Origin of the sequence: Aliiroseovarius lamellibrachiae, assembly GCF_018599245.1 — a bacterium.
GTDB classification, from domain to species: Bacteria; Pseudomonadota; Alphaproteobacteria; order Rhodobacterales; family Rhodobacteraceae; genus Aliiroseovarius; species Aliiroseovarius lamellibrachiae.
Genome location: NZ_JAHEVJ010000007.1, coordinates 157,544 through 172,586 on the forward strand (window position 1 = coordinate 157,544; position 15,043 = coordinate 172,586).

Consider the following 15,043-nt stretch of genomic DNA (forward strand, 5'->3'; position numbering starts at 1 on the left):
AAATGTCTGATTTTATTACGCGATTTGCACCCAGCCCTACAGGTCCCCTGCACCTTGGTCACGCCTATTCCGCGCTGTTGGCGCATGATATGGCGCGTGCTTCGGGGGGGAAATTCCTGTTGCGGATCGAAGACATCGACAACACTCGTTCGCGCCCCAAGTGGGAAGAGCAGATCTATGATGATCTGACCTGGCTTGGCATCACCTGGGACAGTGAACCGATGCGCCAGTCTGATCGTCTCTCAGCGTACAAACCCGCCCTACACGCGTTGTGGGACCGGCAGCTTTTGTTTCCATGTGACTGCACCAGACGCGATATTCAAACCGCGATGAGTGCCCCACAAGAAGGCGTAAGCCCCGCATATGGGCCCGATGGCTTGATTTATCCCGGCACCTGCCGTGCAATTGCCCCGCGAACCGGACGCATTCCAGAGCAGAAAACCCTTCGCCTAGATCTACGAGAGGCGTTGTCGGAAACTGAGAAAACCTCCTTTGAATTTCAGGAAATCGGACCTGAATTTTCGGAACAAACACAAAGTGTTACCTGCCTTGAGCTTTTATCCACCGTCGGTGACGTCATCTTGTCCCGGAAAGATTTTTTGGGGTCCTACCACCTTTCGGTTGTGCTTGATGATGCGGCCCAAGGGATCACCCATGTGATCAGGGGGCATGATCTGTTTGAAGCGACCAAAATCCATGTGGTGCTGCAGACCCTACTTGGCCTGCCGACACCGACCTATTACCACCACCGTCTGATCCGGGATGAGCATGGCAAGCGCCTTGCCAAACGTGACGACGCGCGTGCCATTGCCAAATATCGCGCGGAGGGTTCTACCCCTGCGGACATTCGAAAAATGGTTGGATTGTAATGAGTTAGACTTCTGGGCTCATCAGTTCAACTTCGGCGCCATCTCGTACAGCGGTGTAAAAGCACGACCGACGATTGGTGTGACATGCAGGGCCGGTTTGGGTCACCCGAACCAACAGACAGTCGCGGTCACAATCAAAACGGAAATCCACCAGTTCCTGTACATTGCCCGAGCTTTCGCCCTTGACCCAAAAGTTCTGGCGCGAGCGCGACCAATAGGTGACCTTGCCTGTCTGCAATGTGCGCGTGACGGCCTCGGCATTCATCCAAGCCATCATTAAAACCTCACCAGAGGCATCATCCTGTGCAATCGCCGGGATCAGGCCACGATCATCAAATTTCAGGCGGTCTACGTCAAATTGCATCTGGCATCCTTTCCATTTCCCTGACACAGACTTATTTAGGGATTTGAAGCCCCAAGCGCCACCCAGGAAAAGGCAGAGAAGACATGAGCGATAGCGACCTGATCAAACTGTATTCCAAGAAAATCCTAGGTCTGGCCTCGCAGATCCCACATCTTCAGCCGCTCAGCGCGCCGGACGGTGAAGCAAAAGTGCGCGCGCCGTTGTGCGGTTCTACGGTGTCTGCCAGCGTGGTCTTGGATGACGGAAAAATTTCCCAATATTCTCAAAACGTTAAGGCCTGTGCGCTTGGTCAGGCATCTGCTGCAATTTTGGGGAAGTCTGTCATTGGATTGACTCGCGCTGACCTACAATCCGGGCGCGATCAACTTTCTGCAATGTTAAAATCGACCGGTCCCACGCCCAGTGCGCCTTTCGAGGCGTATGAGATACTGTCGCCCGCGCGAGAGTATAAGAACCGCCATGCCTCTATTTTATTGGCGTTTGATGCGGCTTTGGCGGCGATTGATGCGGTGGATGCCGCTTAACCGATTTTAAATTTCAACGCGGTACTACTCCTTATCCTAGGAGACGTATCGTGATCGAAAACCAAGACTTCGTACCGGCCCCAGAAACCGACGTCGAAATGTCCGAACTCGCAAAAATCGGGTCGCGACTTGCGTATGATGTCGTTGATATTGCGGGGTTCTTATCTGATGTTGATCAAAAAAGCGAAAACCAGCTGAGATCAATTACCGGCTTGTCCCATCAGGCCAAGAATGTGCTTACCGCCAACACACATGTGCGGACATCCATGGAGGCATTGCTTGAAAACTCCCAATCCACGTTAGAAACGGTTCAGGCCTCTGTTGAGCTTGTTCGAAAAGGGGGCGGGCAATCAAAAGACATTGCAGGTTGGGTAAAGCATCTGTCAGCACAAATGTCGGAAATGGCCGAATCCTTACACGCGGTCCTCAGCGCAAATGATGATATTGCGACCATAGCCAAACAAGTGAATATCCTTGCGATCAACGCGAAGATCGAAGCCGCACGAGCTGGGGATGCGGGGCGTGGGTTTGCTGTTGTTGCTGAGGCCATTAACGAACTCTCTGGAAAAACCGCCCTTTCTGCAGAGCAGATTTCAGCCAATGTAAGCAATCTCTCAAAGAAGGTTGAAAAGCTCAACCTAGAGACAAACAAGATCGAAAAAACCGCGGAAACAGTGCTTTGCGACTCGCAAGACGCAGATGACGCCATGGGGCGTATCGCGCAAGCAACAGAGAAATCTGCCGCAAAAACCCAACATATCATGTCAGAAGCGGAGAAGGTTCGCGACGCGGTCGAGAATTTTCTTCCGTCTTTTGAACAGATTGGCGCAACCGTTCGGGAAACAGCGGAAGGCGTACATTTTGTCACTCAGAAATCAGATCGCCTGATCGACTTGTCTGAGGGAATAGTCCAACGAACCGTCGCTCTCGGTGGTCGGTCTGCGGACCAACCTTTTATTGATCGTGTGCAACAGGACGCAAAGAATATTTCAGCACTGTTCAGTGATGCAATCAATCGCGGGGAAATTGATGAACAAGACCTGTTTCATCGCGAATACACCCCCATTCCAAACACAAATCCACAGCAGGTCCTAGCCCCGTTCACAACCCTAACAGATCGTATTCTACCGCCCATCCTTGAGGAAGCTTTAAAAAACGATGCGAATGTTATCTTTTGCGTGGCCATTGATGATCACGGATACTTGCCGACACATAATGCCAAGTTTTCAAAACCGCAGGGCGCTGATCCCGTTTGGAATACCGCCAATTGCAGAAATCGCGTTATTTTCAATGACAGGGTCGGTTTGAAATCTGGTCAATCAAAGGCCCCCTTTTTACTTCAGGTCTATCGTCGCGATATGGGGGGCGGAGAGTTTGTACTGATGAAGGACCTGTCGGCACCCATTTTTGTTAATGGAAAACACTGGGGGGGCCTCCGTATGGGCTACCGCGCAGATGGATAAAAAAAACGCCGCACTCCACAAGGGAGGCGGCGTAAGTTGCGGATCGGATCATTCCGGTTTCAGGGTGGGAATGAGGCAAATCACCCTGAATTAGGACAGATGACGGGCAGTGAACCGTCAATGCATCAAATTTGGGACAGGATGCATAACCGGACCGGCCGCAGGACAGAAACTCAGGTGAACATCACAACACACCAGGCAGGTGAAGAGCGGCAAACAAAACAATTAAAAGAGACATTCCACCGATTGTATCCTGCCAAATAGTGGCGGATGAACGGGCCAATACGTCTTTCACCTGTTTCATCATGTTCTTCTCTCCTGCTCATTATGCTGTGGCGTTAAGCCTTTGTTGCTACTTTGTTCTCATATCGGGAGCACCCTGTAAAGAACTTTTTAAGAACATTGGCGAACAAAACGAGGTGAACTTTACTAACCCACTGAAATCAAACGAATAGCTTGATCTTGTCGCATTAACCAAAGAAGAACACGCGCCGCGCGCCCTCGCTCGGTTTCAAGTTTAGGGTCTTGGGCAAGCAACACACGGGCATCCTTCTGAGCGATCGCCATTAGACCAGCTTGGTGTTCCAAGTCGGCAACCCAAAAATTTGGAAGCCCAGATTGCGCCGTGCCAATTAGGTCGCCAGCACCGCGCATGGCCAGATCCGCCTCTGCAATAACAAATCCGTCTTCGGTATCCCGTATGGTTTTAAGCCGGCTTTCGCCACCAGCGGTCAAGGGGGCACGATAGAGCAAAACACAGGTCGACGCGTCCTGGCCTCGACCGACACGCCCACGCAACTGATGCAACTGGGCAAGCCCAAAATGCTCTGCCCCTTCGATGACCATTATTGTTGCATTTGGTACATCTACGCCAACTTCGATGACGGTGGTCGCAACCAGAACCTGGATATCCCCGTTTTGGAAGGATCGCATGGCCGCATCCTTTTCCTGCGATGGCATTTGACCATGCACAAGCCCAACTGAGGTTTCGCCCAAAGCGGCGCGCAAATGTTTGAACCGTTCTTCCGCGGCCGTCAAATCCATCACTTCACTTTCATCCACCAACGGACAGACCCAATAGGCCTGCGCCCCGTCTTTGGTAACGGCGCGAAGGCGCGAAACGACGTCATCAAGCCGATTGGCTGAAATCAGAACGGTTTGGATTGGGCGCCGGCCCGGGGGTTTTTCATCCAACACGGAAATATCCATATCGCCATATTGCGCCAGTGACAGGCTTCTCGGAATGGGTGTTGCCGTCATAACCAATACGTCCGACGCGTTTCCCTTTTCCCCGAGAAGCATCCTTTGTGCGACACCAAACCGATGTTGCTCATCAACAACCGATAGTCTAAGATTTTGAAATATAACGTCACTTTGGAAAACGGCATGCGTACCCACAAGGATTTGAATACGTCCGTTTTCCAATGCATCAAGCTTTTTGCGCCGATCAGCCCCCTTGTCGCGCCCGGTTAAGATATCCACAACAACACCCGCCTGCTCTGCCAAAGGACGAATGCCCGCAAGATGTTGTCGCGCCAATATTTCGGTTGGGGCCATCATCACCCCTTGCCCGCCGGCTTCAACGGCGATCAACAGAGCCATCAGCGCAACAAGTGTCTTCCCAGCCCCAACATCTCCCTGCAACAGGCGGTTCATCCGCGCGCCAGCGGCCATATCTGTGGCAATCTCTTCGATTGCCCGCGATTGCGCTTTGGTTGGGCTATAGGGCAATGCTTTCAGAACTTTTCCCTGCAACACACCAGTTGCCAAACTGACCTGGCCATGCCCCTTTCTCAGTTGGGATCTGGCCAACGCCAACGTCAGTTGATGTGCAAACAATTCGTCATAGGCCAATCGTCGACGCGCAAGCGCGTTCGGCGACACATCATCTGGCCCCACCGGCGCATGTGCAGCTCGCATGGCGTCAATCCAATCGGGCCAATGCTCTTGCTTTTTCAATTCCGGATCGACCCATTCCTTCAACGCAGGAGCACGCGTCAAAACTTCACGAATGGCGCGGGTCATGAGCTTTGAAGTGACCCCCGCAGTTAACCCATAAACAGGTTCGAAATCAGGAATTTGCGCCACATCATTTGGCGCCACCAGAAAATCGGGATGCGCCATCTGAAAATGCCCGTCAAAGCTTTCTACTTTTCCGGAAACAACACGTTTGGTACCGACCGGAAGCTTGTCCAATAGCCAAGATGGCTGGGCATGGAAATACACCAAGGTAAAGTCGGTTAATGCATCCCGAACAATGATGCGATAAGGCGCTTGCTTGTTTCGACCGGGGTGATGGGACCGAACTTCGACTTCTACGGTCGCAACTTGTCCAGGTTCAACTTCTGAAATTGAGGCCCTGAATTTCCGGTCAATCCCGGCATAGGGCAACGAAAACAGCAAATCGCGAGGCGCCTCAATACGAAGAGCCGCAAATGCTTTCGCGGTTTTTGCACCAACACCGGACAGGCTCTCCAACTCGGCAAATAGCGGAAATAAAATCTCGGGGCGAGCAGACATCTTAGGCGTCCCCGACAAGTGTCAGCCAGCCATTTTCATCAAGGATTTCAATGCCCAATTCAGAAGCCTTTTTTGCCTTTGACCCCGCCCCGGGTCCCGCCACGAGAAGGTCGGTTTTTGACGAAACCGAACCAGCAACCTTGGCTCCCAACTCTTCGGCGCGGGCCTTGGCTTCGGCTCGGGTCATCTTTTCAAGGCTCCCCGTGAACACCACGGTTTTCCCCGCAACTGGGCTGTCCGAGGTTGATGTGTTTTCAACCGGAAGAATTGTTAAATGCTGTGCAAGTCGGTCAATAGAATTTCGTTCAGAAGCCTGCGCAAAGGCGGCAACCAACGAAGAGGCCAAAACCTCGCCAATCCCATCAATTGCAAGCAACTCCTCCCAAATTTCATGGTTTTTGCCGGCCGCAGTCACGGCCTGTTCGAATTTTTCCCAACTTCCGAAATTCCTCGCCAATAAATTCGCCGAATTTTCGCCAATGTGGCGAATTCCAAGTGCATAAATGAGCTTATTGAGCGGAACGGATCGTCGGTTTTCAATGGCTGCAAAAAGCTTTTCAGCGGACTTGGGGCCCCACCCGTCTCGGTTCTGCAAACGAGCCAATGAGGTTCGATCACGGTCAGAAAGGGTAAAGATATCGGCAGGTTCACGGATTGGTAACACATCATCGCCATAGAACATTTCGATTTGTTTTGTTCCAAGACCTTCGATATCAAATGCGCCACGCGAGACAAAATGCTTCAGCTTTTCAACCGCTTGAGCAGGGCAAATTAGGCCACCAACACAGCGGCGAACGGCATCTCCTGGTTCGCGAACAGCATCGGATCCACATTCTGGGCATGTGGTAGGAAAAACAAACGGACATGCATCTTCAGGGCGGTTTGAAAGGTCAACATCGGATATTTTGGGGATAACATCGCCAGCGCGATACACCTCAACCCAATCCCCAACCCTAATATCCTTCCCGTTTCGAATGTCAGCGCCGGAATTGTCGCGACCCAATATGTAATCTTCGTTGTGCAATGTCGCATTTGAGACCACGACACCACCAACAGTCACAGGCGCAAGGCGAGCGACCGGGCTAAGAGCCCCTGTGCGGCCAACCTGAATATCAATTCCCTCCAATCGCGTCCACGCCCGTTCGGCAGGAAATTTATGTGCAATCGCCCATCGAGGTGTCGTCGATCTAAATCCAAGCCGGCGTTGGAGATCGAGTTGATCCACCTTATAAACCACACCGTCAATATCGTAGCCGAGGGTGGATCTCTGCCTTTCGATCAAGCGGTAGTGATCAATCATCTCGTCCGTGTTTTCAAACCGTTGCGTCAATTCGTTTATCTTGAAACCGAAGGTGGAAAGCGTCTTTACCGATGACAACTGCGTGTCACCAAGTGGTGCTGACAACACGCCCCACGCATAAGCGAAAAAACGAAGGGGTCGCGATTTTGTAATGCTCGCATCCAATTGCCGAAGTGAGCCTGCGGCGGCATTCCTTGGATTGGAAAACGGTTTATCACCAAGCTCCAATTGGCGGGCGTTCAGGTTCTGAAAGTCAGTGTGAGACATATAGACCTCGCCGCGCACCTCAAGTATTTCCGGCGCGTTTTCAATATGATGCGGGATATCCTTAATCGTTTTGGCATTTTCAGTTACGTCTTCACCAATCGCCCCATCGCCACGCGTGGCCGCGGCAACGAGATCCCCATTTTCATATCTTACAGATAGCGACAACCCGTCTATTTTTGGTTCAGCGGTATAGGCCAGAGCTTGGTCTGAATTGAGCCCTAGAAAGCTTCTGACCCGTGCATCAAATTCTTGAACATCTTCAACGGAAAAAGCATTGCCTAAGCTCATCATCCGTTTTTCATGTTTAATCTTGGAAAAACCGGAGGATGGCGCAGCCCCAACTTGAAACGACGGACTATCAGGACGAACCAATTCCGGGAACCGGGCTTCAATCGCTTGGTTACGTTGTTTTTCCCGATCATACTCCGCATCTGACAACACAGGTGCGTCCTCAGCATGATACTGCCTATTTGCCGTTAAAAGAAGTTCTGCAAGGCGCTTCAACTCTGCACGAGCACCTTCCACTGTCAGGTCGTTTATTTTTGTCTTTGATAGGTCGTGCTCCATCGATCTCTCCACACTGTCTTGCGTTAACAGATAGGCCCGAGACGATATGAACGTCCAGTGTGCATGAAAAAAAACCTGGTGGCCACACGGCCGCCAGGTTTAAGAGAATCCCTTTGAAAAATATTAGGCGCCCATGGCAAGCTGGGCATCATATTCAGCGGGTTCCGGGTCGCGCAGGACATAGCCGCGCCCCCAAACGGTTTCGATATAATTGTCACCACTTGTCGCATTGGACAGTTTTTTACGAAGTTTGCAAATGAACACGTCGATGATCTTTAGTTCGGGTTCATCCATCCCACCATATAGGTGATTGAGGAACATCTCTTTTGTCAGCGTGGTCCCCTTACGAAGCGAGAGGAGTTCCAACATCTGGTATTCCTTACCGGTCAAATGAACGGTGCGCCCATCAACTTCGACGGTCTTTGCGTCCAGATTAACAGAAATCTTACCCGTCTTAATGATGGATTGAGAGTGACCTTTTGAACGGCGAATGATGGCATGAATACGTGCAACCAGTTCTTCACGATGGAAGGGTTTGGTCATGTAATCATCTGCACCAAAGCCAAAGCCTTTGATTTTGTTTTCGGTATCATCGGCACCGGTCAAAATCAGAATGGGTGTTTCGATTCGAGACATCCGCAACTGACGCAGCACTTCGTGCCCGTTCATATCGGGGAGGTTCAGATCCAATAGGATCAAATCATAATCATACAGTTTTGCAAGATCGATGCCTTCTTCGCCCATATCAGTGGCGTAAACATTCAAGTTTGCATGTGTGAGCATAAGCTCAATACTGCGGGACGTTGTTGGGTCGTCTTCCACCAGCAAAATTCGCATATCGGGATTCTCCGCTTTAAACTAACTTTCCGATTGCAAGCAGCATCCCTTCAAATGGTTAATCACCCGTTACCCTAAGAGAACTTTTAGCGAATTCCCCCTAGGGTTGTCTATATTTTTGAAGCGCTGTGGCTCTTAAAGCTGCTTCACCGTGTATTTTTAGCGCAGATTGCCACTCGATCAGCTCATCTCGTGACAATCCATACATCCGCATGGCCTCATCTTCGCCAATCAACCCATAGGCGATCCCCTTCACCACTGCTGATTTGCGACTTGCGACCCACCGCCGAGTTTCGGCCGGGGGAAGATCGGCGCGCGTCATGACGGTTCCATCTGGCAGGGTCACCGCGCGCGGTCCCTCAACTTTTTTCAGATACATCAAAACATCCCTCAAATTGCTCCTGGTCGACACTTTGCCGTGACAGACTTAAAGAGAGGTGAAGCTGGCCCTTGTTGTTCGTTCGAATTTTCCTATATTTTGGTTCTCTCTTGGAAGGGATTAGTAATGACCACCGAATCCACCTTAAATTCGCTTGGATTTGCCAAGCCCCCCGCTGACACCCGAGTGGTGGTTGCGATGTCGGGTGGCGTGGACAGTTCAGTTGTGGCCGCGATGCTGGCTGAAGAAGGCTATGATGTGGTTGGTGTCACGCTCCAGCTTTATGATCACGGGGCGGCTTTGGCCAAAAAAGGGGCGTGTTGTGCGGGCGTTGATATCCATGACGCGCGCCGTGTGGCGGAAAGCATGGGGTTTCCGCATTATGTGCTCGATTATGAAAATATCTTCCAGGATGCGGTGATTGAGGAATTTGCTGACAGCTATCTGTCGGGCGCAACGCCTGTGCCCTGTATTCGCTGTAACGAGCGGGTGAAGTTCAAAGACCTGTTGGAAACGGCGCGTGATCTGGGGGCCGATTGCATGGCGACCGGTCATTATATTCAGCGCATGACCGGCGATGGTGGGGCCGAATTGCATTCCGCTGCGGATCCAATGCGCGATCAAAGCTATTTCCTGTTCTCAACAACTCCAGAACAGCTGGATTACCTGCGCTTTCCATTAGGGCACTTGAAAAACAAAGACGAAACCCGTGCCTTGGCGCGGAAATATGGGCTGGAGGTGGCAGATAAGCCCGACAGTCAGGATATTTGCTTTGTGCCAGACGGAAACTATGCAGGCGTGATTGAAAAGCTGCGCCCCGGGGCCGCGGAACCCGGTGACATTGTGGATACTGATGGACGCGTGTTGGGAAAACACCACGGCGTGCTGCATTATACCATTGGGCAGCGGCGCGGTTTGGGCATTGGCGGGCTTGCTGATCCGCTTTACGTGGTCAAACTGGATGTGGATGCCAAACAGGTTGTCGTCGGCCCAAAAGAGCTGTTGGCGACGCGCACAGTGCCGGTCCGCGAGATTAACTGGCTGGGGGATGAGCCCTTTATGTCGCGTAAGGAATGGCACATGGGCGTGAAAATCCGATCAACCCGGCCGCCGCGCGACGCCATTGTGCGGCCCATTTCGGAAACTGAGGCCGAAGTGGAGCTTTTGACCGCCGAAGAGGGTGTCAGCCCCGGACAGGCCAGCGTGTTTTACGACAATGAAAGCTCGCGTATCTTTGGCGGCGGATGGATTTGGCGCGGCTAAATTGCCACCCCATCAGCTTCTTCTAAAACGTCCGATTTCCGGGTTCTTTCATCCAGACTTGACCAATGTCGTTGTGCCGCTTGATGGGGTCAGGGATGATCCGAGCAAATCAACCGAAAGGAAATTTCATGCGTAATTTCATCTCTGCGCTTGCCGTCGCGGCCACCTTAAGCACCCCCGCCTTGGCAGAAGAGACCTATGAACAACGGCTTGCGCTTGCCACAGGCTATATTGAGGCCACATTGCAAGACATCAACATGCCAGCGATGATCGAAACCATGTGGCAGCCGATCGTGGCGGATATCCGATCGAAGGACATTCCCCTGAGCGACGCGCAAATCGCGCAAATTTCAAAGCTGTATCAGGATGAGATGACCGAACCGATGCTGACCATCCTGCGGGATCAATCCGTGGTGATGGCAGAGGTGTTTACGTTTGATGAGATCAAAGCCATTCGCGATTTTTATGCAACCGACTTGGGGCGTGCCGCGATGACCAAGCTGCCACAGATTGCAGAACGTCAAACGCCAATGGTTTTGAAGATGGTTCAGGAAAAAATGCCGATGATCATTCCGCAAATTCAGGAGATTTTGGCACAGGGTGTTGAGGCCCAGTAACTATTGGTCGTGGGGGTTACGACCTGCCACCACATTCATCACAGCCCGGGCCGCCCTTAGGCCCGGTGCCTCACCACCCTGCCCCAAACGCTTCATCGTCAAGGCCATGGCGTAGTCTTGTGACTGGCGGTGTTCAAGCAGATCCAAAACCGCAGGCGCAATCAAGTCCGGTTGGCACTCAGCGCCAAGGAATTCGGGGACGGCGCGGGTTTCTGAGACCAGATTGACCAAAGTGACCGTGTCCACCTTAAGCAATCGACCGATCAAAATGCGGCTGAGCCAGTTCATATCATAGGCGATCACCATCGGCGTGCCTGCGGCGGCAAGCTCGATTGAAACGGTGCCGGATGCGGCAAGGGCCACATCGGCGGCTTTAAACGCGGCCCGCTTGGCGTCACGATCTTCTGGCGCAATCAACACCGGCTGCACCGGCCAATTGGCGGTCTTCTGACGCACCAAATCAACAACACCCTGCGCCATTGGCACCACAACCCGCGTGTCGGGATGGGCCTTTTGAACCTGTCCTATGACCTCACCAAACCGGTCCGCCAGACGCGAAATCTCGCCTTTGCGCGAGCCAGGAAGCGCGAGGATCACCGGCCCCTCGCCCACCCCATGAATGTCCCGAAACGCCTGCGCCGTCTTCTCTGTCGCTTGAGGTTCAGACACGACGGGATGACCGACAAAGTCACAGCCCATGCCCGCCGCTTGCATATACTTGGGTTCAAACGGCAACAGCGCCAGCACATGATCCACCCATTGCGCCATCTTTTCCGCCCGTTTCGGACGCCACGCCCAAACCGAAGGCGCCACGTAATGCACAATGGGGATATCCTGTCCTAAAGTTTGCCCCTCGATCTCTTCTTCTTTGACAATCTTGGCGACGCGCAGGCAAAAATCCGGGCTGTCGATGGTGACCAGAACATCCGGGCGCTCGCGAATCACAGCTTGTGCGGTTTCGCGAATGCGGCGTTTGAGGTCAAAATACTTCGGCGCAACCTCCGCGATCCCCATGATGGACAGCTCTGACATCGGAAACTGCGAGACAAGCCCTTCGGTTGCCATCGCATCGCCGCCGACTCCACAGAATGCAACCTGAGGATCCAGCGTTTTAAGACCCGCCATCAAAGCGGCCCCAAGGCGATCCCCCGAAGGTTCGCCCGCTATCAAAAACACCTTCATCCGCGGATCTCCAGAAATAGGCCATGTTCAAGCACCAAACGTTCGACGTCCTCGGGCGCAAGCACGATGATGTCACGCGATGGGATCACAATTCCACCCAAGCCGGCCTTCACAACGGAGGTGACGGTTTCGGGGCCGATGGTTGGCGTATCCATTCGCGCATCCTGACCCTGTTTGGGGCGTTTTACAAAAACCCCCATCGCGCCGCGTTTCAGATGCTCGGGCGTGGTGGCCACGTAAGACAAAAGCGCATCGGTGCCCTGAATGCTTTCGATCCCCAAACATTGCCCCCCCGCAACCACAGCGCTTTGCGCCACGTCCTGACCGTCTAGGGCGGCTAGAATTTCAATGGCGCGCGCGGCGTCCGCTTGATCTTGATCCGAAGGCGCGCGTCCAATCACCTTGGCCTCAACGCTTAATCCATCGGTGACGTCTTTGGCGGAAACCACCTGAAAGCCCTGTTCTTCGAACACCTGCGCCACAAGACGCAAAAGGGCGTCATCCCCCTTGCCAAGCACCGCTTTTACGCGCGGAAACAGCCCAAGGGTGGTCATATCCATACGCATCGGATTGAGTTTTGGGCGATCGACTTTGCCCGCAAAAACCACATGGGTCACACCCGCTTTGCGCAGTTGCTTAAAAAGCGCACCGAGTTTTTCATAGGTGGCATCCCCCTGTTCCATCCCCGCAGGGGCGGTCACCGCCGCGCCTTTTAGGATCAAAAACAACGCATCAGGGTTGGCCGCGGCAATTGTCAGGGGCAGCTGCCCTGCCCCCGCGACAATCGCAAGCCGATCAGAAGATCCGATCAAGCTCACTTTGGCGTCAGAAAGCCACGATCGCTTTCGCCCATAACAAAGCCCACCATCTCGCGTACAAATGTACTGTCCGTCTCTTCTGACAGGCGTTTGGCACGGTCTTGAAAGCTGCCTTCGCCCTGCTTCAGCGTCAGGAAGGCGGCGCGCAATGCGGTGATATCCGAGCGGGCGACGCCGCGGCGTTTCAGCCCGACAAGGTTCAGACCGTCAAGTTCCGCGCGTGGCCCTTGAACCAATGCGTAAGGCAAGACATCTGCCGTCACCATCGACAAGGCGCCAATGATGGCCCCGCGGCCAATGCGCACCCATTGATGGATGCCCGAGAGACCGCCAACAATCACGTCGTCTTCGATGACCACATGGCCGGCAACAGCGACATTGTTCACCAAAATGACGTTGTCACCGATCTGAGCGTCATGGGCTACGTGGCAGCCAGCCATAAACAGCCCGTCATCGCCGACGCGTGTGACATAGCCCCCGCCGGCGGTTCCGGTGTTCATGGTCACATGTTCCCGGATCCGATTTCGCTTGCCGATCACCAACTTGGTGTCCTCGCCCGAAAACTTAAGATCCTGCGGGATTTCGCCAATCACGGAAAAGGGAAACACGATCGTCTCGTCGCCAATCTCTGTATCCCCGGTGACGACCACATGAGATTTAAGAACCACGCCGTCGCCGAGTTTCACATCTGGCCCAACAGTGCACAGCGGACCGATGTCGCAATTGGCGCCAATCGTGGCCCCCTCGTCGATGATCGCGCTGGCATGGACCTTGGCCGTTGGATCAATGCGTCCTTGAACGCCCATGGATCAGCCCTTTCCCGCGGTGACGTCGATCATCGCCATAAAGGTCGCCTCGCAGGCCACTTCGCCGTCGACTTTAGCGACACCATGGAATTTCCAAACCTTGGCCCCGCCACGCAGCGTGGTCACTTCAAGCTCCAGCTTATCGCCGGGCACAACCTTGCGGCGGAACTTGGCGCTGTCGATGCCCATGAAATAGACAACCGCACCTGAGCCAACAAGATCGAGCGACAGGGACACCATAACCGCCGAGGTCTGCGCCATCGCTTCGATGATCGTCACACCGGGCATGATTGGCAATCCGGGGAAATGGCCCTGAAAATGAGGCTCATTCATCGTGACCATTTTGATGCCTTTGGCATATTCCTTGGCGCGAATGTCCTCGACCTTGTCGACCAGCAGAAACGGGTAGCGGTGTGGGATACATTCCTGAATAAGCTGGATATCGGCGGTGGCGGGCACATCAACCATGGTCACGTCCTTTGTGTTTGCCTCCGTTCCTCGGCGGCAGTTTTTTTATACTCTTGTTTTGATTACCAACTCGGCGCGCCCGAAACAACGGCTATTGCCGTAGGGATCTTTGGAAATCGACCCAAAGCGTTTCGAACGCTGCCCGTCATTGTTTCATCCAAAACGCATTAATTATCCGTCGCCTCTGGTGTGGCCGGTGCATCGGGCGCATTTGTCGGACCCAACGAACCATCGCCCAATTGCGCATCAATACGCTTAATGGCCGCGTCGGTGATGTCGATATTTTGGGTGGTCAACAAGATTGCGCGACGATCCAAAATCACCACCCCGCCGCGTTCGCGTACGATCGCCCCCAGAACAGCACCTATTTTCTCAAAATAGGACACGCGTTCCTGTTCGAAACGGCGTGTGAACTCTTGTTCCTGCGCAGGTCGTTCTTCGCGCAACCTTTTGACTTTCGCATCGAACGCATCCGCCAAGGTGCGAAATTCTGTTGCCGAGAGCGTTGCACGTTGTTCGGTCAGTGTGTTTTCTTCCGCGGCCAAAGCCGCATCAACTTTGCGGGCTTCTGATGCCAAACGGCGCCGTTCCACCTCAAGCTCTGCTAAGATGCGTTTCCCGTAAAGTGACTGTCGAAACAGCAAGTCGCGATCAATCGTCAGAATGGCAGATTGCACAATGCCTAAATTTGGTTCAGCCACACCCGGAGCATCCGTTTGCTGCGCGGATGCAGGCCGTGCTGTGGGCAATCCCAAAAGAACTGCCCAGGCGGCCAAAATCAGACACCCTTTTGACCAGA

At 53.2% G+C, this 15,043-nt stretch carries 16 protein-coding genes; 5 read left to right on the top strand and 11 right to left on the bottom strand.

The genetic code is table 11. The features are described from left to right. The first annotated feature begins 2 nt into the window (after positions 1-2). Entirely contained in the window at positions 3-869 is an 867-nt protein-coding gene (gene gluQRS / locus KKW20_RS13320) for a tRNA glutamyl-Q(34) synthetase GluQRS (protein WP_214568395.1), read from the top strand. Positions 870-873: 4 nt separating this feature from the next. Here gluQRS and hisI read toward each other — a convergent pair whose 3' ends face one another. Then, positions 874-1,233 carry a phosphoribosyl-AMP cyclohydrolase gene (gene hisI / locus KKW20_RS13325; RefSeq protein WP_214568396.1) on the bottom strand — a complete coding sequence of 120 codons (360 nt, stop codon included), beginning with the start codon at positions 1,231-1,233 and terminating at the stop codon, positions 874-876. An 83-nt stretch (positions 1,234-1,316) separates the two neighbouring features. Here hisI and KKW20_RS13330 point away from each other — a divergent pair, with 83 nt between their 5' ends. Beyond that, complete coding sequence (locus KKW20_RS13330; RefSeq protein WP_214568397.1) at positions 1,317-1,757, top strand: iron-sulfur cluster assembly scaffold protein; 441 nt, start codon at positions 1,317-1,319, stop codon at positions 1,755-1,757. Between the two features lie 266 nt (positions 1,758-2,023). Continuing rightward, positions 2,024-3,220: a methyl-accepting chemotaxis protein gene (locus KKW20_RS13335; RefSeq protein WP_246534606.1), complete on the top strand. Its 1,197-nt coding sequence runs from the start codon at positions 2,024-2,026 to the stop codon at positions 3,218-3,220. 184 nt (positions 3,221-3,404) lie between these two features. Here KKW20_RS13335 and KKW20_RS16635 read toward each other — a convergent pair whose 3' ends face one another. From KKW20_RS16635 to sciP, 5 genes are all read right to left on the bottom strand, one after another. Continuing rightward, positions 3,405-3,527, bottom strand: a complete 123-nt coding sequence (locus tag KKW20_RS16635) for a hypothetical protein (RefSeq protein ID WP_281422177.1) — start codon at positions 3,525-3,527, stop codon at positions 3,405-3,407. Positions 3,528-3,649: 122 nt separating this feature from the next. Continuing rightward, complete coding sequence (recG, locus tag KKW20_RS13340) at positions 3,650-5,740, bottom strand: ATP-dependent DNA helicase RecG (protein ID WP_214568398.1); 2,091 nt, start codon at positions 5,738-5,740, stop codon at positions 3,650-3,652. 1 nt (position 5,741) lies between these two features. Further along, the gene (ligA, locus tag KKW20_RS13345; protein WP_214568399.1) at positions 5,742-7,874 is read right to left on the bottom strand and encodes an NAD-dependent DNA ligase LigA; all 2,133 of its coding nucleotides are present in this window, start codon (positions 7,872-7,874) and stop codon (positions 5,742-5,744) included. A 123-nt stretch (positions 7,875-7,997) separates the two neighbouring features. After that, positions 7,998-8,711 carry a response regulator transcription factor CtrA gene (gene ctrA, locus KKW20_RS13350; RefSeq protein ID WP_214568400.1) on the bottom strand — a complete coding sequence of 238 codons (714 nt, stop codon included), beginning with the start codon at positions 8,709-8,711 and terminating at the stop codon, positions 7,998-8,000. Between the two features lie 100 nt (positions 8,712-8,811). Next, a complete protein-coding gene (sciP, locus tag KKW20_RS13355) occupies positions 8,812-9,090 on the bottom strand; it encodes a CtrA inhibitor SciP (RefSeq protein ID WP_214568401.1) in 279 nt (92 codons plus the stop codon). A 126-nt stretch (positions 9,091-9,216) separates the two neighbouring features. Here sciP and mnmA point away from each other — a divergent pair, with 126 nt between their 5' ends. Both mnmA and KKW20_RS13365 read left to right on the top strand, forming a co-directional pair. Beyond that, positions 9,217-10,353 carry a tRNA 2-thiouridine(34) synthase MnmA gene (gene mnmA, locus KKW20_RS13360; protein WP_214568402.1) on the top strand — a complete coding sequence of 379 codons (1,137 nt, stop codon included), beginning with the start codon at positions 9,217-9,219 and terminating at the stop codon, positions 10,351-10,353. A 128-nt stretch (positions 10,354-10,481) separates the two neighbouring features. Continuing rightward, positions 10,482-10,970 carry a DUF2059 domain-containing protein gene (locus KKW20_RS13365; protein ID WP_214568403.1) on the top strand — a complete coding sequence of 163 codons (489 nt, stop codon included), beginning with the start codon at positions 10,482-10,484 and terminating at the stop codon, positions 10,968-10,970. On the opposite strand, the gene lpxB is transcribed toward KKW20_RS13365, so the two are convergent. The 5 genes from lpxB to KKW20_RS13390 form a co-directional block, all read right to left on the bottom strand. Further along, positions 10,971-12,152 (bottom strand): lipid-A-disaccharide synthase, encoded by a 1,182-nt coding sequence (gene lpxB / locus KKW20_RS13370; protein WP_214568404.1) that lies wholly within the window; start codon positions 12,150-12,152, stop codon positions 10,971-10,973. Beyond that, the gene (locus KKW20_RS13375) at positions 12,149-12,970 is read right to left on the bottom strand and encodes an LpxI family protein (RefSeq protein WP_343207595.1); all 822 of its coding nucleotides are present in this window, start codon (positions 12,968-12,970) and stop codon (positions 12,149-12,151) included. Before KKW20_RS13375 ends, lpxB begins: the two co-directional genes overlap by 4 nt. Continuing rightward, on the bottom strand, positions 12,967-13,776 hold the full coding sequence (gene lpxA, locus KKW20_RS13380; protein WP_214568405.1) for an acyl-ACP--UDP-N-acetylglucosamine O-acyltransferase: 810 nt from the start codon (positions 13,774-13,776) through the stop codon (positions 12,967-12,969). Before lpxA ends, KKW20_RS13375 begins: the two co-directional genes overlap by 4 nt. 3 nt (positions 13,777-13,779) lie before the next feature. Continuing rightward, positions 13,780-14,244 carry a 3-hydroxyacyl-ACP dehydratase FabZ gene (fabZ, locus tag KKW20_RS13385; RefSeq protein ID WP_214568406.1) on the bottom strand — a complete coding sequence of 155 codons (465 nt, stop codon included), beginning with the start codon at positions 14,242-14,244 and terminating at the stop codon, positions 13,780-13,782. A 167-nt stretch (positions 14,245-14,411) separates the two neighbouring features. Next, a complete protein-coding gene (locus KKW20_RS13390) occupies positions 14,412-15,020 on the bottom strand; it encodes an OmpH/Skp family outer membrane protein (RefSeq protein ID WP_214568407.1) in 609 nt (202 codons plus the stop codon). Positions 15,021-15,043 lie beyond the last annotated feature (23 nt).